This is a genomic window from Bacillus sp. Root920, from assembly GCF_001429445.1.
Taxonomy (GTDB): domain Bacteria; phylum Bacillota; class Bacilli; order Bacillales; family Bacillaceae; genus Bacillus; species Bacillus safensis.
The window spans coordinates 1,213,734-1,238,430 of record NZ_LMJV01000001.1; the positions used below are offsets into that span (position 1 = coordinate 1,213,734).

The following is a 24,697-nucleotide window of genomic DNA, read 5'->3' on the forward strand; positions in this document are numbered from 1 at the left end:
GTTTAGTAAAAATTTTAACTTAACAGCAGTAAAAATGATTGGACAGCCGTCATTTTTTCAGGAGTAAGCTGCTCTTTTAGTTTTTCACGTTGTTCTGGCTGAAGCTGCTTACAACGTGCCAAAATGCGGTCCATATGCTCATTCATCCGATCGATATCAGAGGTTAAATGGACAAGTTCATCATGATCTTCCTTTTGAGAAGGGAATTGTTCATCTAATCTGGATTTGATGTCAGAAAGAGCCAATCTCTGCTGTTTGCAAAGAACGATTAATTGTAATCGTTTTAAAGCATATTCATCGTAATAACGATAATTTGAGCAAGATCTAACAGGCGCAAGCAAACCTAGATTTGTATAATAATCTACAGTTCGTTTCGTCACCTGTGCAATCTGTGCTAGTTCACCAATACGATACTTTTTCTCAGCCCCATCTGAACATCTCCTCCTAACCGTCACGTTATAGTTTATGAAAATAGTTTAATATAATTCTAGTCTGAAACACAAGTTAATTGTTCATATTTCCTGCCAATAAGAAGAAACAGAGGAGGATTTCCCTCAATTTAGTCAGTCATGTCAAAAACAGCATGATGATACAGGAATTTTCAGATTATTTATGGTAAGATAAAATGAATACCGTTTCATATATATGTAGAGAGGCGGAATTTTACGTGAACCGGAGGTGGTTAAGTGGGGCCCTCAATGTAGTCTTATTTAATCAGTTAACCGTTTTGCAAAACATAACATCATCAATCAGGAGGTGACTCCTTGTTCTTCTAAGAAAGAGCAAGGTTAAATGGACGATATTGTTAATCTGAGTATAGTCGGTGTTTTGATTGCTTTAACAGCTTTCTTTGTTGCATCTGAATTTGCCATAGTAAAGGTGAGAAGTTCAAGAATTAATCAGCTTGTTGCCGAAGGGTCCAAAAAGGCCATCATGGCGAAAAAGGTGACATCAAGGCTAGATGAATATTTGTCAGCCTGTCAGCTCGGTATTACAGTGACATCCCTTGGTTTAGGGTGGATTGGTAAGCCGGCTGTGAAAGAACTTTTGGTTCGAGGTTTTGGTTTGACAAACATTCCTGATTCAGCAATCAGCCTGATCTCAGCAACACTTGCGTTCTCTATTATTACCTTTTTGCATGTAGTTGTAGGTGAGCTTGCACCAAAAACGCTTGCCATTCAAAAGGCGGAAAAAATGACACTATGGCTGTCAGGCCCGCTGCATGCATTTTATATCCTTATGTTCCCTTTCATTTATGTGTTAAACGGGTCAGCACGTCTGCTAACTAAAATGATGGGCATCGATATGGGGTCTGAAAAAGAACATTCCCATTCTGAAGAGGAACTGAAGATTTTATTATCTGAGAGCTTAAAAAATGGGGAAATCAACCCATCAGAATATAATTATATGAACAAGATTTTCGATTTCGATAATCGAATTGCCAGAGAGATCATGGTACCGCGGCGAGAAATTTGTGCGATTCCAGAAGATATGCCGTTAGATGATATCCTCGCCATCATGACGCAGGAAAAGTATACACGTTTCCCTGTGTTTTCAGGAGATAAAGACCATGTCATCGGCATGCTGAACAAAAAGCAGCTCTTTGCAGATCTTGTGTATCAAGGTGAAAAAGATCAACTGAAAATTCAAGATTATATATATCCAGTGATTGAGGTTATCGACACGATTCCTATTCAAGAGCTTCTTGTCAAGATGCAGCGTGATAGAATGCATATGGCGATCTTAACTGACGAATATGGCGGAACGTCTGGACTTGTCACAACGGAGGATATTTTAGAAGAGATTGTCGGAGATATTCGAGATGAATTCGATGAAGATGAACAGCCAGTGATTCAAAAAAGAGCCGATCATCATTATGTTTTAGATGGCAAAGTGAGATTAGATGAAGTTCAAGATTTGATCGAGATCTCTTATCATGATGAGGAAATTGATACAATCGGCGGACTCATCTTAAAAGAGAATATTGATATCAGAGAAGGACAATCCGTCTATCTTGATGATATTCGAATGAAAGTGCTGGAAATGGATGGACGCTACGTTAAAAAGATTGATTTGAAAAAAGGCGTCACATCGGCAGAAAAAGGCAGTGCACGCACTGGGCTTGATATAAAGGAGCCGCTGCTAGTAAACGAAATGACCTTGAGCGAAAAATAAGCTCAAGGTTTTTTTAGGTATTTAGTCTCTTTCGAACGAATGTATGTTCGGCATATAATGAGAACAAACGTTCGATATAGGGGGATGGACATGCTTTGGTATGAAACAGCAAGTATCACGGAGAAAAAAACCTCAATGAAACGAATTGAGTTTCATTTAAAGAATTTCAAAAATTATCAAGCAGCAATCTTAAATATCGAAAGGCAGCTTGAAAAAAGAAGCCCGCATCATCTCGACCACATGACACGGAAAAAGTTAGAAGAGCAAAAAAGTCAGTATGAACTCATCGTTGCTTGTATTGCAACGGCATTAAAAGAGTTGGACGAAATAGAGCTGCAGCTCATCGATTACAAATATTTTCGAGATTGGCGGATGGCAAAGTGTGCAATGGAAATTGGCTATAGTGAAAAAACACTCTTTTTGATGAAGCGCCAGCTCATGGATCAGCTGCTCATCAGCTTAGCCGCTATTACCAATATTTAAAAAAGATGCTGGCCTATTTGATAAAACGCAGCAAAGAAACATAAAGATCCGATGATTGTGACCAACAAGTAGACAGCAAGAAGTCCAATTTGCCGCTCACGCAGCATGGACGCAGCCTCTACACTAAATGTAGAGAAGGTTGTAAAACCACCGAAAAACCCAGTACCAATGATCATAAGCAGCGGATCATTGTCAGTTACTGCACCTGTCAGTAAACCTAAACCGGCAGCGCCGAGTAAGTTGATGAGAATAATACTATACGGAAAACGAGTATGAAACTTGGTTTTCTGAATCGATTGACTGAGGAAAAAACGAAGGGTACTGCCCATCCCGCCGGCAACAGCTGTATAAAATACAATCATTTATCTGCTTCCTTTCGGCTGCTCATTTTGTTGAAAGAGGCGCTGAGCGGTGATCAGCCCACATAAGGCAGCGCCCACTCCAGCAATCACTGAGAGTATAATGTACATGATACTTGATGTGAACAGTCCATCCTGTAATAAGAGAACCGTTTCTTTAGAAAAAGTGGACATTGTCGTAAAACCACCGCAAAATCCTGTTCCGATCAAAGCAGCAAGATATTTTTTTCCCTTCCGAAACATAAAATACCCTGTTGAAAAGCCAAGAAGCAGACTGCCTGTCATGTTTTCAATCAGTGTTGCATAGGGGAATGTCTGGCTGACAACGGATTGGCTAAGTTCATATCTGCAAAGGGTACCAACCAATCCACCGATAAATACGGCGAGATATGCTTTCATTTAATCATTTCTCCTTTAGAAAAAATGGCGGATGATCCGTCACCACTCCATCAATGTGGTATGTTTTAATCCTGTCGGCTGTTTTTTGATCTTTCACTGTCCATATAAAGACATCCATTCCAAATGAGTGGATGCGATCAATCCACCATCTGTTGATCATCGTTTTCTTCATATTAAGGCAATCCGCAAAGGAGCTGTACTCCACTAATTTCCTTTTCGTCAGTTTAAAGGCAGAGGGTTTTATAATAAAAGCTGTTCGAAGAGAAGGGGCGTAAGCTTTGACTCTTTGAAGTGCATTGGCATCAAAAGATTGAACCATGATGTGACGGGAATAGGCAAACCGGTTGATGATGTCGACAACTGCCTTTTCAATCCCAATCTGCCGTTTTGGATGCTTGATCTCAATCAGTATCCCGACACGCTGACTGTATCTTTCAAGAATTTCCTGTAAGGTGGGAATTCGTTCGTTGGCGTACTGAGAATCGAACCAGCTTCCTGCATCTAATTTCTTCAGCCGATCAAGTGTATAACTTTTCACTAAGCCGCTTCCGTTACTCGTTCGATCAACAGTATCATCATGGATGACGGCTACGTGCTGATCCATTGTCAGCTGGACGTCTAACTCAATATAATCCGCACCCTGCTGAACAGCTAAATCAAATGCAGCGATTGTATTTTCTGGGGCAGCGCTTGAGGACCCTCTATGCGCAATAATATACACATGCTCCAGCTCCTGACATAAGTTCTGGTCTTATCATATCAAATTTTTGCTGTTTTTCCTTCTTTACTATATGGTACGAGGGAGAGCTGTATGTAATGGAACATGGCATCTGGTGAGAAAGCATCGTGTATGAAAGGTGAAAAGTTGCAGGAATATCCCAAGCTCTTATTGAGTAAATCTGAACTACATCATTTTTTCTTCGATCAATTTTGTCCAAATCGTCAGCGTTCGTCAAAATATTAGTGCTTTCGTCATGTTGACTGAAAATTCTGATGTTTTATAATGATGAAAAGGAGGCGAGATGATTGGGTAAAGGGAGAATTAGAGTGGAAGAACGTATTAAGGCCGAAACGGATGCTGAAATGTTTAAAGCGACTCTCCTTGATCAGGCTCAGAAGAAAAAGTAGTTTGCTGCCCGTCGATATGTCTCTAGCCAAAATTTCATATTTGAACTTCATGCCTCGGGATCTGTCCCGAGGCTTTTTATGTAGAGGTCAGACATTTAAGAGAGGACATGAACGAAGGTTATATTATAAACTAGAGAGGATTGTTTTAAAGGAGAGAGACAGACATGTTTACACAAAAATGGATGGATACATATTTTACAGTAGATATTGCGATCCAAATTGGTATTAGCCTTTGTATTTTATTGCTTTTTTTATTGCTTCGGAAAGTATTTACGAAGTATTTATTTCAGCTACTGTTTAGGCTGACGAATCGGTCTAAAACGGAGGTCATTAACCAAATTGTTGTGGCATTTGAAAAACCAGCCAGGCTGTTTTTCGTGGCACTTGGTTTATATTTTGCGTTAAGACAGGCACCATACTTTGAGCACCATATGGATGTCATCATTAAATTGTATAGATCCTCTATTATATTGATGCTGACGTGGGGGCTTTGTAATTTAACCGCTGCATCTTCTTTCTTGTTTCAAAAGGTCAATTCGAAATTTGAATTAGATATGGATGATATTTTAGCACCATTTTTATCAAAGGTACTTCGCTTCATTATTATTGCACTGAGTATTAGTGTCATTGCACAAGAATTTAATTATGACGTAAATGGACTTGTGGCAGGTCTTGGTCTAGGTGGTCTAGCCTTTGCGCTCGCCGCTCAGGATACAGTGGCTAACTTTTTTGGAGGGATTGTCATCATTACAGAGAAGCCTTTTACGATGGGCGACTTTGTGGAGACACCAAGTGTTCTTGGGACTGTGGAGGACATTACATTTCGAAGTACAAGGTTTCGAACACCTGCTGAAGCCGTCGTGACCGTTCCGAATTCTACGCTTTCTAAGGAGCCAATCACAAACTGGACAAGAATGAATAAACGTCAGATTACGTTCTCTGTTCGCGTTTCCTACAATACACCAAAGGAACATATTGATCAGTGTATTAAGCGTCTCAGACAGATGCTTCACGAGCATGATGGTGTGCATAAGGAGACAATCATGGTAAATCTCGATGTACTGGCAGACAGCTATTTGAACTTGTTTTTCAACTTTTACACAAACACGACAGCTTGGTCTGAAAACCTTGATATTAAGCAGGATATTAACTATCGCATCATAGATATTTTCCACGAGGAAGGCGTAGAATTTGCTTTCCCTGGTCAGGCCATTTATATGAAACAAAAAGGTGAGAAGCAGTTGGGTGAATAAAGGAGGAATGGTGCGTGGACCAAACAAAGGTGGATGTGTTAAGAGAGAAATTATCGCAGGCTTCACATATCACAGTACTCTCAGGTGCTGGTATGAGTACAGAATCGGGTATTCCTGATTTTAGATCAACGGGTGGACTGTGGACAGAAGATACTTCCCGCATGGAGGCGATGAGCCGGTCCTACTTTTTATCAAATCCTCATCAATTCTGGCCGAAATTTAAGGAATTGTTTCAGATGAAAATGAGTGGAGAATATGAGCCAAATAGCGGGCACACCTTTTTAGCCAGCCTTGAGCGACAAGGGAAGCATGTGGATATTTTCACCCAAAATATTGACGGTCTTCATAAAAAGGCGGGAAGCCAGCATGTATATGAACTCCATGGCTCCATTCAAACGGCCACTTGTCCATCGTGTCAGGCGGTATATGATCTGCCTTATTTATTAAAAGAAGAGGTGCCGGTCTGTCAAAGGGTTTCCTCAGACGGCAGTACGTGTGGACGTGTGCTAAAAACAGATGTTGTCCTATTTGGCGATATGGTCAAACATTTAGATCAAGTAGAGACATCACTTCAGAAAACGGACATGCTCCTCGTTATGGGGACTTCCCTGGAGGTAGCGCCAGCAAGGTATATTCCAGAAGATGCAGCTCATGATCCTTCCATCTTCATGGTGATGATGAATTTGAGTGAAACAGAATTCGATCCGCTTTTTGATCTTGTCTTTCATGAGCGAATTGGTGATCTCGTGAAAGCTTTATAAATCATTAAAAACCCGCATCCTAAAGGTGCGGGTTTTACTTTATTGCTGCAGCGGCTTCATTGTTTCATCAAGGACTTCAAATGTATAGCCCTTTGCCTTTAGCTGCGTAATTAAGCTGCTTAAGTATTTTGCCGTCGCCGGCTGATCATGCATTAAGATGATTTTTGGTTCTTTTGGATATTTTGTCTCCAGCACTTGCAGCTGATTTAATACCTCTGGTACATATTTTGAGCTTTTATATTTCCAGTCAAGACTGTCAATGGTCCAGTCCCAGTAGACAAAGCCTTTTTGTTTTAAACGTGCCTTTTGCTGATCGGTTAAATTTGGGGTGCTGCCATAAGGTGTTCTTACAAGATGGGTATACTCACCTGTGACAGAAGCCAAAATGCGCTGATCTTCCTTCATCTCGTTAACAGGAGAATCTTTTTTTTGATAAAAGCGTTTCACATCATGGGTGATGCCATGAAGCCCTAATTGATGACCTTCTTGATGGAGTCTTTTCACAGCTGCCGGGTGTTCTTTAATCTGCGGTCCGAGCATAAAGAATGTGGCTTTCACTTGATGCGCTTTTAGCACATCTAACAGCTGATTTGAAGTCGCTGATGGACCATCATCAAAGGTTAAAAAGATCGTTTGATCCGTTACATGTTTATTTGAATTGATCTTAAAATGTGCATCTAATGTTTTCCGAGAAGCATCTTTTGCTTTCATACTAGTGCTTGTGTCCCTAAATTGACTGCTCGCAGACAATTTCGCCGGCTGATCTGCTGCCTGCATATTGGTTTTGGACATATCCCAAATAAAAAAGAGGATCAGTGTCAGGATGACAAAACCAATCGCCTTTGAGAGCAGCATTGTGTTTGAAGGTGTCTGTTTTTTTTTAACCCGTTGCATTACAATCGCTCCAATAAATCAAAAATTTGTGTCGAATCATGTAGTGGATTCTGTCTTTTTTCGCTGTTTTTTGTCGTGTTTATATGGAGTAAGTATACAGGAAAAAAGAGCCTATGAATATAGAAGATGCTAAAAAATTGGAATCTTTTTGGTTATCAATCTATATTTGTTACAATGAAAGGTTATCCATTTCATATGATGTGAAATAATTCTGAATAATCATTGAAACGAACCCATTTATCCGCTAAGATAGCATCAGATTCAACCATTAATGCAAAGCGAAGGGGAGATTCCATATGAAAATATTGTACAATGGAGATTTCATTGAAAAAAAGGATGCACATGTTGATATTGAGGACAGAGGCTATCAATTTGGTGACGGAGTCTATGAGGTCATCCGTGTATACAATGGTACTTTGTTTACGTTAAAGGAACATACAGAGCGTCTGTTCAAGAGTGCAAAGGAAATTGGCATTCATCTGCAAGGTACAGTATCAGATATGGAAGAAAAGTTACAACAGCTCGTCGCTCACAATCAATTAACAGATGGCGGTGTGTATATTCAAGTCACGCGGGGTGTCGCCCCTCGTAAACATCAGTATAGTGATTCTCTTACTCCTCAAATCACGGCATATACGTTCCAGGTGAAAAAGCCTGTTCAAGAGCAGAAAGCTGGGGCAAAGGCCATTTTATCTGAGGATCTTCGCTGGTTAAGGTGTGATATCAAAAGCTTAAACCTTTTATATAACATCATGGAAAAGCAGAAAGCATCTGAAGCTGGTGCGTTTGAAGCAATCCTTGTGAGAGACGGTTTTGTGACCGAGGGAACCTCCTCGAATGTATATGCCGTGATTGATGGCGTGATTCGTACTCACCCTGCAAACAATCTCATTTTAAACGGCATTACTCGTAGAAAGCTGCTGGAGGTATGTGAGGAAGAAGGGTGTACTGTTGAAGAAACTCGTATAAGCAAAGAAGAACTGCTGCGCGCTCAGGAAATCTTCATCAGCTCGACGACAGCTGAAGTCATTCCGATTGTTGAAATAGATGGCGAGCCAGTAGGGGAAGGCGTTCCAGGCAAGCTGACAAAGCGTGTACAGGAAGGCTTCCAGCAAAAAATTAAACATGAAAGTGAAGCATCGATCTCTTCATAAATAAAAAAAGGCTGTAAACCAATGTTTACAGCCTTTTGTGATGCATTTATTTCACAATAAGCACAGGTATATCTGATTTTGCTGATAACTTTTCACTCACACTGCCAAACAGCATTTTTTTCAATCTGCTTTGGTCACGTGCTCCCATGACGATGAGGTCTGCTGATATTTCCTCCGCATATTCGATAATCGCTTCCGCTGGTTCTCCTTCTACAATTTCAATGGCAGCCTCAAACTGCTCCTCATTTAATAGCATTCTTGCTTCCGCAACGACCTCTTCTGTATGGTCTTCAAAAATCAAGGGACTTTGCTGTTCATCATGAGGTACATATACAGGGGGTGTTTGAAGATCTGCCGTACCGCCGCCGATATAAGCTCCGCCAGTCATTGGGCGCGGCACATCAAACACCTGTCTGTCTGTTTTGCCATCATGTGCATAGGTAACGGTCAGCTTGGCATGTAAGGTTTTAGCTAAAGCGATTGCCTTTTTTAATGCTTTCTTACTGTCTTCATGTCCATCAAACGCAACGACCATCCGATCAGCTTGAAACAATGTCCTCATTCCTTTCAAAAGGAGTCTTTACACTCATGGTATACCCGTTAATAGAAAAAGATACACATAAGGAAGATTGATTTTTGTTAGAAAATTTCATTTATTGAAAAATATTTATTGACAAAATGGTGACAGCCGCTATAAGATAAAAAAAGATTCAAGAGCCAAAAGGAGGAAATGTCATGTGCAACATTGGAAGAATGAAACCAAACTGCATGAATGGGTTGATTCACGTGACAATTACACCTTCATTGGTCATTGAAAAGGAACTCGTCTGTTCCAATTGATCGGATGAATCAAGGCGTATGTTGCGTATTTGTCAACATGCGCCTTTTTACATGACGAAAAGAGGCGTACCAGCCAGCTGGTGGCCTCTTTTTTTGTTGAATTCATTTCGCATTTCGAAATAAAGGGATGAAAAACAACAAGTAAATGAAGAGGAGTGAAAGCATGTGAACATGCCAAAATCAAGACAAATGACAAAAGCTCAAAAAACGAAACAAGGTGACTTGCAGGAAAATTTAGAAAGCGGCTAGCTTGAAAAGGAGAGACAAACATGTTTTCAGTATTTGCGAAATTAGGCTGGTTCTTTAAACAAGAGTGGAGGCGTTATACGATTGCTATTACGCTCCTGCTCATTGTGAATGTGCTTGAAATGCTGCCGCCAAGATACCTTGGCCAGGCAGTTGATGACATTCGTTCTGGTCAATTTACAACATCCAGTATTGTGTTTTATGTGACCATTTTTTGCTTACTAGGTGTCGTCGTCTATACACTTACATATTTTTGGATGTATCAGTTATTTGGCGGCGCAAATGTCATGGAGCGTGTGATGCGTGGGAAACTGATGCGCCACTTGCTTAAGATGACGCCTACCTTTTATGAAAAGAAAAAAACCGGCAACTTAATGGCATTAGGTACAAACGACTTGAATGCTGTAGCCTTAACAACAGGCTTTGGCGTTCTGACCTTGGTTGATTCCACTGCTTATATGCTGATGATCTTCTTTACGATGGGGCTGACGATTAGCTGGAAATTAACCTTAATGGCGATTATTCCTATGCCGCTGATGGCGCTCTTAATTGCGTTTTATGGAAGCAAAATCCATGAGCGCTTTACAGTCGCTCAAGATGCATTTGGTGATATGAACGATCGCGTTCTTGAATCAGTGGCAGGTGTCCGGGTCATTCGGTCTTTTGTGCAGGAGAAACAAGATGTCGAACGCTTTCGAGAAATGACAGATGATGTATTTCAAAAAAACATGCGAGTGGCGATCATTGATTCTTTGTTTGAACCGACAGTGAAATTACTTGTGGGGATCAGCTACTTAATCGGAATCGGCTACGGAGCCTATCTCGTGTTCCAAAGTGATTTAACCATTGGGGAGCTTGTTGCATTTAACGTCTATCTTGGCATGATGATCTGGCCAATGTTTGCGATCGGCGAATTGATTAATATTATGCAAAGAGGAAATGCGTCGTTAGACCGGTTAAATCATACACTCAGCTACAAGCCGGACGTAACAGATGCTGCTCAGCCGAAAACGTTACAAGAGCCTGGAGATATTGAGTTTGATCATGTGACATTCAGGTATCCAACCTCATCTAAAGATAATCTCATTGATGTGTCCTTTACCGTTCGAAAAGGACAGACGATTGGGATTACAGGCAAAACGGGAAGCGGCAAAACGACCATTGTCAAACAGCTTCTGCGTCAGTATCCGGCAGGTGATGGGCAAATCTTGCTATCAGGTGTTCCAATCCAAGACATTGAGCTAGATCAGTTATTTCAATGGATCGGATACGTCCCTCAGGATCATATTCTTTTCTCAAAAAGTGTGGAACAGAATATGCGCTTTGGTCATCGGGACGCGAAACAAGATGAGTTAGCACAAGCAATCAAGGATGCTTACTTTGAAAAGGATCTACGCCTTCTGCCAGAGGGTCTGGAGACCATGGTTGGGGAAAAAGGTGTGGCGCTCTCAGGCGGACAAAAACAGCGAATATCCATTGCACGTGCTTTATTAATTGATCCAGACATTTTAATTCTGGATGACTCATTATCTGCTGTAGATGCAAAAACAGAAACCGCTATCCTAGAAAATCTAAGACAAAACCGTCATGGCAAAACGACGTTTATTACAACTCATCGCCTATCAGCTGTAGAACATGCGGATCTCATTCTTGTCATGGAAGAAGGACGCATTGTCCAAAAGGGCACCCACAACGAGCTCATCCAGCAGGATGGGTGGTACAAAGAACAATTTTTGCGTCAGCAGCTAACAAATCAGCTGGAAGGAGGGGATGAGGCATGACAACAGGAAGAAGACTCCTTGCCTACGCACTCCTATATAAGAAAGTATTGTCTGTTGCCTTAATCTTTCTCATGATTGCAGTTGGTGCTGAGCTGACTGGGCCATTTATTGGGAAGAAAATGATTGATGATCATATTTTAGGTGTAGAAAAACCGTATGTCGAGGTCAATGAAAAGACAGACAAAACCGTTTATTACCAGGGAAATAACTATATACGAAGCGATCGATTAAATAATGGAATGGATTCTGGAAAGCAAATCAATGTAGTGCAAGTCGGGTTCGGTTACTATTTTGTGAATGAGCCGATTCGTTTTGATGGAAACAGAAAAATATCGGGAGATCAGCTCACCATTGATAATGGGAACGAGCGTGAAACCTATGAGGTAAAGCGTTTATCAAAAGAGGAGATTTTCGCTTTTTATCAGCCAGAAATCAGTGGTTTGGTGCAGCTTGTTCTATTTTATCTAGGACTGCTCATCGTTGCGATTTTCTTTCAGTATGGGCAGCATTATTTGCTCCAGAGGATTGCAAATCGAATTATTCAAAAAATGAGGGTAGACGTATTTGAGCACATCCAAACGCTGCCGATCCGATATTTTGATAATTTACCGGCAGGAAAGGTTGTCGCCAGGATCACAAATGACACGGAAACCATTCGTGATTTATATGTAACGGTCCTTGCAAATTTCGTGACAAGTGCTATTTACATGATTGGTATTTACATTGCCATGTTTTTATTAAATGTGAAGCTGGCACTCATCTGTTTGGTCGCTGTACCGATTATTTTCCTATGGTCGATGACTTATAGAAAGTTTGCATCAGTGTACAATCACCGCATTCGTTCGATCATCAGTGAAATCAATGCCAAACTAAATGAAGCCATTCAAGGGATGACAATCATTCAAGCGTTTCGTCATGAAAAAGCGACGCAAGAGGAATTTGATGAGCTGAACAACAATCACTTTCGATATCAGCGAAAGATGTTGCATTTAAATTCACTTCTTTCACATAACTTGGTTAACCTGCTGCGAAATTTAGCATATGTGGCACTCATTTGGTATTTTGGTGGTGCGTCGCTAAGTGCGACAGGCATTGTGTCCATTGGTGTGCTCTATGCATTTGTCGATTATTTAAATCGATTGTTCCAGCCGATTACAGGCATTGTGAATCAGTTCTCTAGGTTGGAGTTAGCAAGGGTTTCATCGGAAAGGGTTTTCCGATTATTAGATGAACCAGGAACAGAAGTGGAAGAACCTGTTCAGAAGAAGCTGGAGGGACACGTTCAGTTCAAAGATGTCACCTTTGCTTATAATGAAGGGAATAATGTCTTAAAGAACATTACGTTTGAAGCGAAGAAAGGTCAAACGGTTGCACTAGTGGGGCATACTGGTTCTGGGAAAAGCTCGATCATGAACTTGCTGCTGCGTTTTTATGACATTCAGCAAGGAGACATTCTCATAGATGGTGAAAGCATTTATGATCAGTCGCGCCAAACGCTGCGTAAACAAATGGGCATCGTGCTGCAAGACCCGTATTTATTTTCTGGAACGATTGCCTCCAATGTCAGCTTAGGGAATGAAGACATCAAAAGAGAAACCATTGAATCCTCATTAAAGCAAGTAGGTGCCGCAGAGTTATTGAAGCACCTGCCAGAAGGCTTTGATGAACCAGTCGTTGAAAAGGGAAGCACCCTTTCCTCGGGGGAACGTCAGTTGATTTCATTTGCGCGCGCATTGGCGTATGATCCAGCGATTTTAATTTTAGATGAAGCCACCGCGAACATTGATACAGAAACAGAAGCGATCATTCAGCGGGCGCTTGATGTAGTCAAAGAAGGACGAACGACTTTTGTGATCGCTCACCGATTATCCACAATTAAAAAAGCCGATATGATCTTGGTGTTAGAAAAAGGTGAAATCATCGAGCGTGGCAGTCATGAACAACTCATGCAGCAAGAAGGGCTGTATGCACAAATGTATGAACTGCAAAAAGGCGCTGTTGCCAACAGCTGATGAATAGTAGAAAAAAGAGCCTCTTCCAATTGAATGAGGCTCTTTTCCTTCCATGAAAAAGTCGAGGATTCTGTCCTCGACTTTTACTTGTTATATTGTTTGGACAGGCATCATCATCAATAAGCGATGCCGACGCGTTGATGTACAAACTCCTTCGAATTTAACTGCTGATATAAAAAGTGTGCGGTATCTTCAACTGAAATTTTCTTTCCATCTATAGGGAGAAAATCTTTCTCATAGCGATATGACCGTGTCACTTCTCCATTTGGTAAATAGGTTGGACAAATAATGGTCCAATCTAGATCAGTCGATTGAAGGATTTCAAACGCTTTCGCATGCTCTTTAGCTGCTCGGGAAGTGGTCCGTCTTGATTCATTTGTTTCAAAACGGTAGAGCTCCGGCTGCTTTCTTGCTTTTAAAATACCTGCTGTACCAATTGTAATAATTCTAGATGTATTTGTTTGCTTCATGGCTTGTACGATATGCTCCATTGAAACAGATAATGTATCATCACCATCTGTTGATAGACAGCTCACAACAATATCTGCTCCTTTTATTGTCTCAAGCACATCTTCCCGATTTCTTGAATTGCCGGTGACTTGAAACATACCCGCAAGCATTTCTTCTCGGTTTGTCCGAATCAATGAACGAACCATGTAACGATCATCTACTTGAACGAAACGAAGAAATGCTTGTCCTACACGTCCATGAGCACCGAAAAGAGCTATTTTCATCTGTTCGATCCCTCCACTACATACTATAAGTGAAAAGAACCCAAAATGGTACAACTTTTATGTGATGCTTTTTTTATAAAGATGAAAGGACCGAATACTATGAGCATATTCACATAATAGAGAGATCCCTACAAATTGTAAAAGTTCAAAGTTCATACCAGAAATAATGTCCATGAAGATCCGCTCCTTTCTACTACATGATATGAGCTGAAAGGAGTTTGGTGAGGGATTAAAACAAAAAAAGAAGACACCATAAGAGGTGCCTTCTATGATCCAAATATGAAATTAAGCTTTTGTTCCGCCAAGATTTTGTTGAGCGAAAGACACAAGACGTTTTGTAATTTCTCCACCAACTGAACCGTTAGCACGAGATGTTGTTTCTGCTCCAAGGTTTACACCAAATTCAGAAGCGATTTCGTATTTCATTTGATCGATCGCTTGCTCTGCTCCAGGAACTAGTAATTGGTTTGAACTATTAGAATTTGCCATGATGTGATTCTCCTTTTTGTATATGATTTGTTTTTTTGGTTGGGTTTGCTGGAATCGCACCAGCGAAATGATCAAGTCATTTGCCACTTGGCGAAACCCAATGCAGTAACTGCTTTGTACTAAGTATTATGGTTATTTCCGAAAAAAACATACGAGAAAAGAACATGGTAAATGTTGTGTTAACATACAAAAAACCATCACCCAATGATGAGTGATGGCGCTGCTTATATATTTTTTTATTCTGCTGAGCGAATGCGCAGCTCCGTATCCGCATCAAAGAAATGGGCTTTGTTCATATTAATCGCAAGAGGGATAGACTGTCCGGCCTGTACATCGGTACGAGAATCAACACGTGCAATAAACGATTGACCATCGATAGAAGAATAAAGCATCGTTTCTGCTCCCATTAATTCAGCTACTTCTACGTCAGCATGAATTTTTGTGCCTTCAGACGCCTCTATAAATACTGGTTCATCGTGAAAATCTTCTGGCCTGATGCCTAAAATGACATCCTTTCCAATATAGCCTTGGCTGCGTAATACTTTCATTTTCCCTTCTGGTACACGAATATGAGTTTTTCCAACCGCAATGGCACCGTCAGAGAGCTTTCCTGTGAAAAAGTTCATCGCAGGTGAGCCGATAAATCCACCTACAAACACATTCTCTGGGTTTTCATATACATCTTTCGGCGCTCCTACCTGCTGAATAAAACCATCTTTCATGACAACAAGGCGTGTTGCCATTGTCATGGCTTCAGTCTGATCATGTGTCACATAAATAAATGTCGTTTGCAGACGCTGATGAAGCTTAGAAATTTCAGCACGCATCTGAACACGGAGTTTTGCATCTAAATTAGAAAGCGGCTCATCCAAAAGAAAAACCTTTGCATCACGTACAATCGCTCTGCCAAGTGCAACACGCTGCCTTTGACCTCCAGACAGTGCTTTTGGTTTTCTGTCTAAATATTGCTCAAGCCCTAATATTTTAGCGGCATTTCGAACCCGCTCATCAATTTCTGCTTTCGGAAACTTCCGCAGCTTTAATCCAAAAGCCATATTATCGTACACATTCATATGAGGATATAATGCATAGTTTTGGAAAACCATTGCGATATCCCGGTCTTTCGGCGCTACATCATTCATCCGTTTTCCATCTAACAGAAAGTCTCCTTGTGAAATTTCTTCTAGACCTGCAATCATGCGAAGGGTTGTTGATTTTCCGCAGCCTGATGGACCAACAAACACAATAAATTCTTTATCTTCTATATGTAGATTAAAGTTGTCTACTGCTGTTACCTTGTTATCATATACTTTATAAATTTGATTCAGCATCATTTCAGCCATTAGATGTCAGCCTCCCCAGTCCCTCTTTTTTTGAAAGCGCTTTACTAGTAAATAAAGTGTATAAAATGAGGAAGAGTCTGTAAATGGACAACGTGCACAACATCCTATTTTCATTTTTGGGCAGGGTGCTCATGTCTTCATTCTTTATGAAAGATCGAGTAGAGTCATCATCAAATAAGCAGCGGATGCTTCTGGAAAATGTCGTATATCTAGCCCAGTGCGCTCAATAAATTTATCAATTCGATATTGAAGACTGTTTCTGTGAACATATAACGCTTTTGCTGCTTTGGATGCGTTTAAATTACATTGCATATAGGTCATGAGGGTTCGGTAAACATCCCGGTCAAAGACCGCTTCTTTAAAAGCATCTGAAATAGCATGAGAGAGTGCGGATGCATCATAACAAATGAACGAAGGCAGGCATTGATAAAATGTAGCAGCCCCTGATCTAAGCTTTTCTCGCTGCATATGGTATAAAAATAGCTGTTGTTCATTTAATAACCTCATCTGTAAATGGTCATTTGGCAAATGCAGCTGTCCTTGTATAAAGACTGAGTCTGTTAAAAAATCACTTGTAATAGCTAGAGACAAATCATTTAACTGATCTAATTGACTGTTTTCTGATGTGGCATTTGGTTGAATCAGCATAGCTGTTTCAGGGCCTGTCCATATGAAATGAGTATGTTCGAGGCTGTTATTCACAGCCTCTTTTATTTGCTGTCTTTGTTCTTCTTGATGGATCATTTGAAAATAATAAACACGGACGGGATGTTGGACAGTTAGTGGTTTGTTTTCAAAAAGATAGCTGAACCATTTTTGTTCATCCTCGGTCTGCGCTTTTTGAAATAGATCAATTGGTGTAAGAAAAGAGTTGAGAAGAAGTGTTTCTCTTTCTGAAAGCTCCGATTTGTTTACTCCAAATATTTCACCTTCGTCTGTTTGATACCAAAGAATTTGTTTGTCATGAGTAGGTGTGCTGATGATATGGTCTCCGTAAACAAGTTTTAATTTTTCTAACATGGCGGGGCTCCTTAAACAGTTTAATCATAGACATGGAACAGCATTAATTCGTGGATTTCTTCTTTTAAAGTTGGTTCTACTTCATGGGGCGGAAGCTGAGAGCCCCATTCAATGTCACCTGTTTTGTGGTAGATGCCTTCATAGTGTGCACCATTGTGGAAAAAGGATATTTTCCAGCCTGGCAATTGTGCTTTCTTAAAAAGGGGTTTCCATTGAAAATGAGAAATCATATCATCATTGCCTCCTTGCTTTTATTGATGAAACAATAAACAAACACGACAACACGGAAACAACCTTGAACTTGATTTTATTGTATCTCATCTCATGAAAAGAGCATAGAAAAAGCATAGATTTAAGAGCACTGACATGTGACAAAAAAGCGTCAGTAGACGTTCGCGTGATCTGAAGTGGTGAGTGCCGTTTTTGAAAGGTAAGATGCGTAATCCATGATTCTTTTCCCAATCAGCCATTCTGATTTTTTCAAAGAGACATGCTGGAAAATCTCTCGGCCAGGGCGAGAATTGGCTTCGAACATCCAAATTGCACCTGTTTGATCAATGCCTAAGTCAAAACCGATTTCACCAATATGCCCGGTCATTTTTTTATCTATCACTTGGCTAAGCATGATGGCAGTATGAGAAAGCTGCTGTAAAATCTGCAAACGTTTCTTTTCTTCTGGAAAGACAGCATAAAGTGTTTTCACCGTTCCCCCGTGTAACTGGTGAGTCGTGATGGTATGATCTCCAGAAACCTTTGCTGCTGCTGCTGTGACTGTCCAATCACCTTCTTTATTTTTATTCGTATGAACTCTGAAATCCATCGGTTGATTGTCTATTTGAAGAAGCTCAATGCCTTGTTGTGCAATAAAATCATGAATTGCATGATCCTTTCGCAGCCTTTGAACAAACTGATCTATTGAATCATATGGAATAGAATTTCCGAAATTTGAGGATACAGTGATTCCGTCGTTTTCCTTTTTTAACTGATAAATCCCGTCTCCATGACTTCCGTTTGTCGGTTTTAAGTATATAACTTGATGCAGATGGAGAAGTGTTTCAATTTTACTTAGAGCGTCCACGGGATCTAATTGTACAGAATGTGGGAGAAAGGACCATGTTTTTTCATCTGTTAATAGCTGTTCGTGAATCTCCCATTTATTAAAAAAGTAAGGATTGAACCAAGGGATATCATAGTCTTGGGTGAGTTTTCGCTTCGTTTCTTGAATGAGTGCCGACTGAGCAGCTTTTCTATTTGGAAGCCGATCATAAATGACTGACGGAAGGGGAAGCTGTTTTTTAACCCATGAATCTTCGTGGTACAACAGTCCTTCTACAATTCCTTTTTCCCAATCAATAGAATGTGACCCAAAAAGATAGGCAAAACCAGGATGCTGCCTGAAAGAGTGCAGCAGTTTGATAAAAAATTCTGATCTCGTTCCTAATGGCTGTGTACTTTGCTCAAAACCTGCAGTGAAAATGCCCATCAACGGCCCTATAAAAAGTGTATGGTCAATGATGATCACATCAGCTTTTGATTGGTAAGGAATCAGTAATCCTCTGTATAGATCTTCAGATAATAAAATTTTATTTGGATGCTGATGATAGGAAATGTTGAAGCCATCTACTAAACGAGACCCTAGAGCAAGAGAATAGATGGCATCTTTCTGTTTATAATGGACGGGAAGATGAATTGTTTTTTCACTTGTAAGGTGTGGGGCGATGATGCAGCGCTTTCTGTTCATAAGAAACCTCCTTCGGTTGAGATTTTATCGATTGCGCATGTTCAAGAATGATGCGAATCAATTCGTGTTCCTTCTCAGGATAAACTTTTAAAAAAGCGGACCGCCCTGGCTTTGATCTGATATTTGATATGAAAAGTCTGCCTTCACTTGAATGAAGTAAGTCTACTGCGAATTCAAAGCAAGGAGAGTAAGTTTTATCTATATAAGCTGGGATTGATGCCTGAATGGATGCCATATCATCTAAAAGGAGTTCCTTGATGTGTGGCTGCAATGTATTTAGATAGTGTTCAAAGCCTATCACAGGAGCTGATTTTTGTGTATGACTTAAAAGACTATTTTCTGCAGGTGATTTTGTGTGAATTCCCATGCGTTTCCATTGATTTTGTGAATCTTTCATAAGGAAAATCTTGATTTCATTGAATAAAATTTCTTTTTGATCATTCGTGTTGAAAAATTGAAGGAAATACCGGCCTGCATATTTTTTGCACCAGCGTTCCAGCTCTGACGTACGAGAAAATGTAATGGTTTGATTGGAACTTAGTTGAACAGTAAATGTTGATTTGCCATCAAAGAAAATGAAGTAAGTAGATGCTGCATGCTGATGGGAGAGAGGCTGCATTCTACAATAACCGCCAGCCCCGTACTCCCTTACCATATTGATCAGGTCTGAGGGCTCTTTTAATAAAAAGCAGCCAGGTAAATATGGCTGTGAAGCAGAGAGGAGACGGAGCTGCTCAAATAGCACCATTTTATTTGAAATGCCCGTATTCAAAAAATCTGTTTTTGGATATTTTTTTAGCCATTCCATGATGGGTTTTGCTTTTTTAGATTGTGCGTCATGCCGATAAAGACATCGGTCATAAATCAAGTCGGGAATCGGAAATTGTGCGTCAGCAAACCCTTGGCCATTCGTATATGTTTGGCCTTGTATCAAATTTGAAGCCGGCTTTAAATCAAATGGTGTAAAACGAACAACCTCTAAACGATAAGAAGAGGCAGCTTTGGCGAGCTGCCGTGTGAATGCCTCTTCATACTGCGGAGAAAGGCTCGCAATACCTAATGTTGTCATTAAAAAACACCTTCTTTTCAACTTCTTTTTTTACCATCAAAAAACATTTTTTTGTGATTTTACATAAAGCTTACGCTCCTTTATCATTACGACAGATCGCTTGATCATATGTCTCGCTGCATGCTTCATTTGCTTGGGAACTTGACAACAACTATAATACGTATAGATCAAAACAATAAACCTCGGGTGTTGTTTGAAAGGTAGATGACGACTTTGAATATATTCACAACGTTTATCTTTATGATTGTTATCGGCGCAGTCATAGGAGCAGCGACAAACCATCTTGCAATTAAAATGCTTTTTCGGCCTTATAAGCCATATTACTTATTCGGAAAACAGCTTCCATTTACACCAGGGCTTATCCCTAAAAGAAGAGACGAAGTAGCCAAGCAGGTTGGTGTCATGGTTATGGAGCATTTGCTCACGCCAGAAGGTATTCAAAAGCGATTTGAATCATCGGAGGCAAAGCAGGAGATCCTGCGTACAGTCCATCAATATATTGACAAAGGCGCAAATATGGAGATCACCGTATTCTCCCTGCTAGAAAAATTCGGCGTTTCACAGGCTGATGTTAAAGCAGATAGATGGCTCCATCAGTGGTCTGACCAGAAGCTCGCTTCATTGCTTGAAACATATAACGAGCAAACTTTATCTGAATTGCTCCCGGTAGAAGTGGAAACCAAAATATCATCAAAAATTCCAGATGCAGCAGATTATATTTTAAAGAGAGGCATTCATTATTTTGAAAGTGATGAAGGCAAAGCCAGGCTTGGCAATATGATTGATGATTTCTTAAAAGAACGGGGAATGCTTGGCAGTATGGTCCAAATGTTTCTAGGGAATTCAAGCTTAATTGATCGTGTACATCCCGAAATCATCAAGTTTTTAAGAAACGCAGAAACAAAAAGATTTTTATCAGATTTACTTGTTCAAGAATGGGACAAGGTGAAGCTATTTTCTCTTCATGAGCTTGATGAAAAATGGAATGTGAAGGAACTTATTTTTAGTGTGAAAAATCAATTGCTTTCTCATTTCTCTACAAAGCTGATATTAGACAAACCAGTTGGAACATATGTCAGTGCTGTAGCGGATGACCTTAAAACACATTTTGCGCCAGTGTTGATTGATAAGGGGATCGAAGCGGCTTCAAATGCTTTAGAGAGTCTGCTTGCAAAGCTGCAATTTGAAGATATCATTCGTGAACAAATTGAACTTTTCCCGCTTGAAAAAATGGAAGAGCTTGTAGTCAGCATCTCTAATAAGGAGCTGAAGATGATAACATTTCTAGGCGGTCTTTTAGGCGGGATGATTGGTGCTATCCAGGCTGTTTTTGTGGCGCTATTCTAAGACAAGCTATAGAAATTTTAATGAATTCATTGTATATATGTGAAACGAAAGCCATAGTTTGTTATAGTGGAGTGGTGTCCGCCGATCATATCGGTGATAACGGATAGAAAGGAGACATAACATGTCTGTAAATCTTTATGATGTTGCATATGACCTTGAAAAAGCATTGCGTCATAGCGAAGAATATTCAACTTTAAGAAATCTTTATGATGAGGTAAACGCGGATGATTCCTCTAAAAGAATGTTTGAGAACTTCCGTGACATTCAAGTAAACCTTCAACAAAAACAAATGACTGGTCAAGAGATCACACAAGAAGAAGTGGAGCAAGCTCAAAAAACAGTTGCTCTTGTTCAGCAGCACGACAAAATCTCTCAGTTGATGGAAGCAGAACAACGTGTGAGTGTTCTTATCGGTGAATTAAATAAAATTATCATGAAGCCACTTGAAGAGCTTTATGGGAATCCAGAAGAAAACTAATGGAAAGGGCGATGTCATTCGCCCTTTTTTGTTTTATCTTTTCTCCTCAATATCTTTTAAAAAAAGGTTGTCGAAGCACATAAATTCTGCGATAATACTTATATTGAAAGTGCTTTCAAAAAGGCGCTCTCAAGGGACAATTGGGTGCGTTTCACTTGGGATTTATGGCGGTGAGCCAAACGAGAGAGAAGCGCTTCTGGGAGAAACGCAAAGCATCATAAGGGGATCTGATATAAGCAATGCTTTGGTGTGTAAATGATAAGGGGATCATGGGGAGCTTCATCACTCCATTGTAACGCATCCAAACCATACATAAAAAAAAGCCTAGGGGTAGGCTTTTTTTATTTATCCATCTATTCATAACCTGGGGCTCTTTCAACTGCATGTTCTAAAGCACCAAGCTAGGGCATATCCTCATCGTAAGTACAGTCATCAAGAAGGGGGATGCCTCAGTGTCAAAAAAACTACTTGCACTCAATATAGATGGGACGTTACTTCGTTCCAATGGTAAAATCCATTCTGCTACAAAAGAAGCTGTGGAATATGTAAAGAAAAAAGGGGTTTACGTGACGATTGTCACCAACCGGCATTTTCGTTCCGCTCAAAAAATTGCCAAGGCGTTGAAGATTCCAACATCAACCCTTGTGACGCATAGTGGTGCATTTATCGCCGATAAACTCGATGAGCCGCTTCATGTGAAAAAATTAACGGAAGAAAAGACATTTAATCTTGTGCAAATCCTTGAAAGCTTCGATTGTAATGTCCGCTTGCTGCATGAAAAATTCTCGATCGGCAACCGGAAAAAAACGCAGTCTCAGCTGATGGGAAAGACGCTCATTCATCCGTCTGATCCAATTTTCTATCCTGTCCAATTTGTTGAATCGTTAAGTGATATGCTGATGGATGAACCAGTCAGTACTCCAGTGATTGAAGTATATTCGACCGCGGAGCTTCAGCCTGAGATTCACAGGACTATTCAACAAGCATTCCCATCTGTTGATCTTATTAGGATCAGTGATGAGAAAATGAATATTGTATGCAAAGGGGTTTCGAAGGAAGCGGGACTTTCTCTTTTAACCTCTGCACTCGGTTTTACTTTAGAAGATACGGTCGTCATTGGCCATGGAACAGATGACATTCCAATGCTTGAATTGGCTGGTTTAGGCGTTGCTATGGGAAATGCCCCCAATGATGTCAAGCGTAAAGCCGATTGGGTGACGCGCTCGCATGATGAACAGGGTGTGGCTTATATGATCAAGGAATACTTTAGAATGCAGCAAAGAGAAGGATTTTTACATCAATTCGATATTAAGAGATAATAAAGTGAAGGCCCTGTCAATCAAGAAATGACAGGGCCTTCGTCTGTTCCCTTCATTGCTTTTCCTACATGAATTTTGTAAAATGAAACAAGTTTGAAGATAAAGGTGATATGATGCGAATTTTAATTAAAGGGCTGTCAGATGAACGATTTCATCGCCCGCTTGTCAATATAGCCAATTTATTTGAAGAAGATAGTGAAGTGATGTTTGAACCAAGTGAATTGGATGATGGTATGATCATGGAATTTAGCTGGAAAGAAGAAAATGGCATGGTGGAAGCATCTGGCCATATCGATGGATCAGACATCACCAGTCGTTTTTCGCGGGATGTCCCAGAGAGCTTGAACGATAAGGCGCGCTGGAAACAAATCAAAAACACAGTGCTGTCTGTTTATTTACACTTGCTTCAGGAGCACACAGGAATGACACAAAAGTGGGGGATTCTCACAGGAATACGTCCGACGAAATTGCTTCATAAGATGCTGAGAGAAGGCATGTCAAAGGAAGATGCACATGCGGCGTTAAAGCGTGATTACTTGATTCATGATGAAAAAATCAATTTGATGCAGGAGATCGTCGACCGTCAGCTTAAAGCCATTCCAGATCTGTATGACCTTCAGCAGGAAGTGAGTATTTATATTGGCATTCCTTTCTGCCCCACAAAATGTGCTTATTGCACGTTCCCTGCTTACGCCATTAAAGGACAAGCTGGCAGAGTGGGAACGTTTTTGTTTGGTCTGCATTATGAAATGCAAAAAATGGGCGCATGGCTAAAAGAACATGGGATCAAAGTGACGACTGTTTACTTTGGCGGAGGCACGCCAACGAGCATCACAGCGGAAGAAATGGACTTGCTGTATGAAGAAATGTATCGCTCGTTCCCAGATGTGAAGTATATACGGGAAGTGACTGTCGAAGCAGGGCGTCCTGATACGATTTCGCCTGATAAGCTAGAGGTGCTAAACCGCTACAATATTGACCGGATTAGCATTAACCCGCAATCGTATGAAAATGAAACACTAAAGGCTATTGGCCGGCATCATAGTGTGGAAGAAACGATTGAAAAGTATCACTTATCAAGACAGTACGGCATGAATAATATCAATATGGACTTAATCATTGGATTGCCGGGAGAAGGGCTTAAAGAATTTCAGCACTCCTTGCAGCAGACTGAAGAGCTCAAGCCTGAATCTTTGACTGTGCATACACTCTCCTTTAAAAGAGCATCTGAAATGACGCGCAATAAGGAGAAATACCAAGTAGCAGACCGAGAAGAAATCACACGTATGATGGATGAAGCGGTCACTTGGACGAAATCACATCATTATCACCCATATTATTTATATAGACAAAAAAATATTTTGGGAAATCTCGAAAATGTCGGGTATTCATTAGATGGGCAGGAAAGTTTGTATAATATCATTATCATGGAAGAAGTACAGACAATCATTGGCATTGGATGCGGTGCAGCAAGTAAATTCATTGATCCACGATCAGGAAAAATTACGCAGTATGCCAATCCAAAAGATCCAAAATCGTATAATGACCGCTATGAACACTATACAGAAGAGAAAATTCAATTCCTTGAATCATTATTTGTTTCTCACGTTTAAACACTGCGATGACGCAGTGTTTTTTTCATTTGTAAAAGGGTATATAAGTGATAAAAAGG

Annotated in this window: 25 protein-coding genes; 12 read left to right on the plus strand and 13 right to left on the minus strand. The window is 40.3% G+C overall.

Features of this window, described 5'->3' with window-relative positions:
* Positions 1-14: 14 nt before the first annotated feature.
* Positions 15-455: a MerR family transcriptional regulator gene (locus tag ASE42_RS18505; protein WP_034667702.1), complete on the minus strand. Its 441-nt coding sequence runs from the start codon at positions 453-455 to the stop codon at positions 15-17.
* Between the two features lie 337 nt (positions 456-792).
* Here ASE42_RS18505 and ASE42_RS05835 point away from each other — a divergent pair, with 337 nt between their 5' ends.
* A complete protein-coding gene (locus tag ASE42_RS05835; protein ID WP_025093319.1) occupies positions 793-2,175 on the plus strand; it encodes a hemolysin family protein in 1,383 nt (460 codons plus the stop codon).
* Between the two features lie 90 nt (positions 2,176-2,265).
* Positions 2,266-2,658, plus strand: a complete 393-nt coding sequence (locus ASE42_RS05840; RefSeq protein ID WP_056766044.1) for a hypothetical protein — start codon at positions 2,266-2,268, stop codon at positions 2,656-2,658.
* Here ASE42_RS05840 and crcB (ASE42_RS05845) read toward each other — a convergent pair.
* From crcB (ASE42_RS05845) to ASE42_RS05855, 3 genes are read right to left on the minus strand one after another with little or no spacing between them, the layout of a single operon-like run.
* Positions 2,655-3,020, minus strand: a complete 366-nt coding sequence (gene crcB, locus ASE42_RS05845) for a fluoride efflux transporter CrcB (protein ID WP_056766046.1) — start codon at positions 3,018-3,020, stop codon at positions 2,655-2,657. The genes ASE42_RS05840 and crcB (ASE42_RS05845) overlap by 4 nt on opposite strands.
* Positions 3,021-3,416 carry a fluoride efflux transporter CrcB gene (crcB, locus tag ASE42_RS05850; protein ID WP_056766047.1) on the minus strand — a complete coding sequence of 132 codons (396 nt, stop codon included), beginning with the start codon at positions 3,414-3,416 and terminating at the stop codon, positions 3,021-3,023.
* A gap of 4 nt (positions 3,417-3,420) precedes the next feature.
* Positions 3,421-4,137 (minus strand): glycerophosphodiester phosphodiesterase, encoded by a 717-nt coding sequence (locus tag ASE42_RS05855; RefSeq protein ID WP_056766049.1) that lies wholly within the window; start codon positions 4,135-4,137, stop codon positions 3,421-3,423.
* A 305-nt stretch (positions 4,138-4,442) separates the two neighbouring features.
* Here ASE42_RS05855 and ASE42_RS18915 point away from each other — a divergent pair, with 305 nt between their 5' ends.
* The 3 genes from ASE42_RS18915 (at position 4,443) to ASE42_RS05865 (ending at position 6,558) form a co-directional block, all read left to right on the plus strand.
* Entirely contained in the window at positions 4,443-4,544 is a 102-nt protein-coding gene (locus ASE42_RS18915) for a YhdX family protein (RefSeq protein WP_017360338.1), read from the plus strand.
* 164 nt (positions 4,545-4,708) lie between these two features.
* On the plus strand, positions 4,709-5,797 hold the full coding sequence (locus ASE42_RS05860) for a mechanosensitive ion channel family protein (RefSeq protein ID WP_041109924.1): 1,089 nt from the start codon (positions 4,709-4,711) through the stop codon (positions 5,795-5,797).
* Between the two features lie 29 nt (positions 5,798-5,826).
* Positions 5,827-6,558, plus strand: coding sequence for an NAD-dependent protein deacylase (locus ASE42_RS05865; RefSeq protein ID WP_411809619.1), 732 nt, complete (start codon positions 5,827-5,829; stop codon positions 6,556-6,558).
* Between the two features lie 39 nt (positions 6,559-6,597).
* Here ASE42_RS05865 and ASE42_RS05870 read toward each other — a convergent pair whose 3' ends face one another.
* The gene (locus ASE42_RS05870) at positions 6,598-7,452 is read right to left on the minus strand and encodes a polysaccharide deacetylase family protein (RefSeq protein WP_041109926.1); all 855 of its coding nucleotides are present in this window, start codon (positions 7,450-7,452) and stop codon (positions 6,598-6,600) included.
* 296 nt (positions 7,453-7,748) lie between these two features.
* Here ASE42_RS05870 and dat point away from each other — a divergent pair, with 296 nt between their 5' ends.
* Positions 7,749-8,606, plus strand: coding sequence for a D-amino-acid transaminase (gene dat / locus ASE42_RS05875; RefSeq protein WP_056766053.1), 858 nt, complete (start codon positions 7,749-7,751; stop codon positions 8,604-8,606).
* A 46-nt stretch (positions 8,607-8,652) separates the two neighbouring features.
* Here dat and ASE42_RS05880 read toward each other — a convergent pair whose 3' ends face one another.
* Positions 8,653-9,159 (minus strand): universal stress protein, encoded by a 507-nt coding sequence (locus ASE42_RS05880; RefSeq protein ID WP_025093324.1) that lies wholly within the window; start codon positions 9,157-9,159, stop codon positions 8,653-8,655.
* Between the two features lie 556 nt (positions 9,160-9,715).
* On the opposite strand from ASE42_RS05880, the gene ASE42_RS05885 reads away from it, so the two are divergent.
* Both ASE42_RS05885 and ASE42_RS05890 read left to right on the plus strand, forming a co-directional pair.
* Positions 9,716-11,473, plus strand: a complete 1,758-nt coding sequence (locus ASE42_RS05885; RefSeq protein WP_034282232.1) for an ABC transporter ATP-binding protein — start codon at positions 9,716-9,718, stop codon at positions 11,471-11,473.
* The gene (locus tag ASE42_RS05890; protein WP_056766054.1) at positions 11,470-13,485 is read left to right on the plus strand and encodes an ABC transporter ATP-binding protein; all 2,016 of its coding nucleotides are present in this window, start codon (positions 11,470-11,472) and stop codon (positions 13,483-13,485) included. Before ASE42_RS05885 ends, ASE42_RS05890 begins: the two co-directional genes overlap by 4 nt.
* Positions 13,486-13,601: 116 nt before the next feature.
* On the opposite strand, the gene ASE42_RS05895 is transcribed toward ASE42_RS05890, so the two are convergent.
* From ASE42_RS05895 to ASE42_RS05925, 7 genes are all read right to left on the minus strand, one after another.
* Positions 13,602-14,219 (minus strand): NAD(P)-dependent oxidoreductase, encoded by a 618-nt coding sequence (locus tag ASE42_RS05895; RefSeq protein WP_041109935.1) that lies wholly within the window; start codon positions 14,217-14,219, stop codon positions 13,602-13,604.
* A gap of 285 nt (positions 14,220-14,504) precedes the next feature.
* On the minus strand, positions 14,505-14,708 hold the full coding sequence (locus ASE42_RS05900; protein ID WP_024425744.1) for an alpha/beta-type small acid-soluble spore protein: 204 nt from the start codon (positions 14,706-14,708) through the stop codon (positions 14,505-14,507).
* Positions 14,709-14,944: 236 nt separating this feature from the next.
* The gene (locus ASE42_RS05905) at positions 14,945-16,051 is read right to left on the minus strand and encodes an ABC transporter ATP-binding protein (RefSeq protein WP_041109937.1); all 1,107 of its coding nucleotides are present in this window, start codon (positions 16,049-16,051) and stop codon (positions 14,945-14,947) included.
* A 144-nt stretch (positions 16,052-16,195) separates the two neighbouring features.
* A complete protein-coding gene (locus tag ASE42_RS05910) occupies positions 16,196-17,071 on the minus strand; it encodes a helix-turn-helix domain-containing protein (protein WP_024426580.1) in 876 nt (291 codons plus the stop codon).
* Positions 17,072-17,091: 20 nt separating this feature from the next.
* The gene (locus ASE42_RS05915; RefSeq protein WP_003211787.1) at positions 17,092-17,301 is read right to left on the minus strand and encodes a YheE family protein; all 210 of its coding nucleotides are present in this window, start codon (positions 17,299-17,301) and stop codon (positions 17,092-17,094) included.
* A gap of 152 nt (positions 17,302-17,453) precedes the next feature.
* Complete coding sequence (locus tag ASE42_RS05920) at positions 17,454-18,812, minus strand: YheC/YheD family protein (protein ID WP_056766057.1); 1,359 nt, start codon at positions 18,810-18,812, stop codon at positions 17,454-17,456.
* On the minus strand, positions 18,769-19,881 hold the full coding sequence (locus ASE42_RS05925) for a YheC/YheD family protein (RefSeq protein ID WP_056766059.1): 1,113 nt from the start codon (positions 19,879-19,881) through the stop codon (positions 18,769-18,771). Before ASE42_RS05925 ends, ASE42_RS05920 begins: the two co-directional genes overlap by 44 nt.
* A gap of 213 nt (positions 19,882-20,094) precedes the next feature.
* On the opposite strand from ASE42_RS05925, the gene ASE42_RS05930 reads away from it, so the two are divergent.
* The 4 genes from ASE42_RS05930 (at position 20,095) to ASE42_RS05950 (ending at position 24,638) form a co-directional block, all read left to right on the plus strand.
* Positions 20,095-21,228, plus strand: coding sequence for a DUF445 domain-containing protein (locus ASE42_RS05930; RefSeq protein WP_024426577.1), 1,134 nt, complete (start codon positions 20,095-20,097; stop codon positions 21,226-21,228).
* A gap of 121 nt (positions 21,229-21,349) precedes the next feature.
* On the plus strand, positions 21,350-21,706 hold the full coding sequence (locus tag ASE42_RS05935) for a YlbF family regulator (protein WP_056766061.1): 357 nt from the start codon (positions 21,350-21,352) through the stop codon (positions 21,704-21,706).
* Positions 21,707-22,158: 452 nt separating this feature from the next.
* Positions 22,159-23,025: a Cof-type HAD-IIB family hydrolase gene (locus ASE42_RS05945; RefSeq protein ID WP_039177545.1), complete on the plus strand. Its 867-nt coding sequence runs from the start codon at positions 22,159-22,161 to the stop codon at positions 23,023-23,025.
* 113 nt (positions 23,026-23,138) lie between these two features.
* Complete coding sequence (locus tag ASE42_RS05950) at positions 23,139-24,638, plus strand: coproporphyrinogen III oxidase (RefSeq protein ID WP_056766065.1); 1,500 nt, start codon at positions 23,139-23,141, stop codon at positions 24,636-24,638.
* Positions 24,639-24,697: the final 59 nt, after the last annotated feature.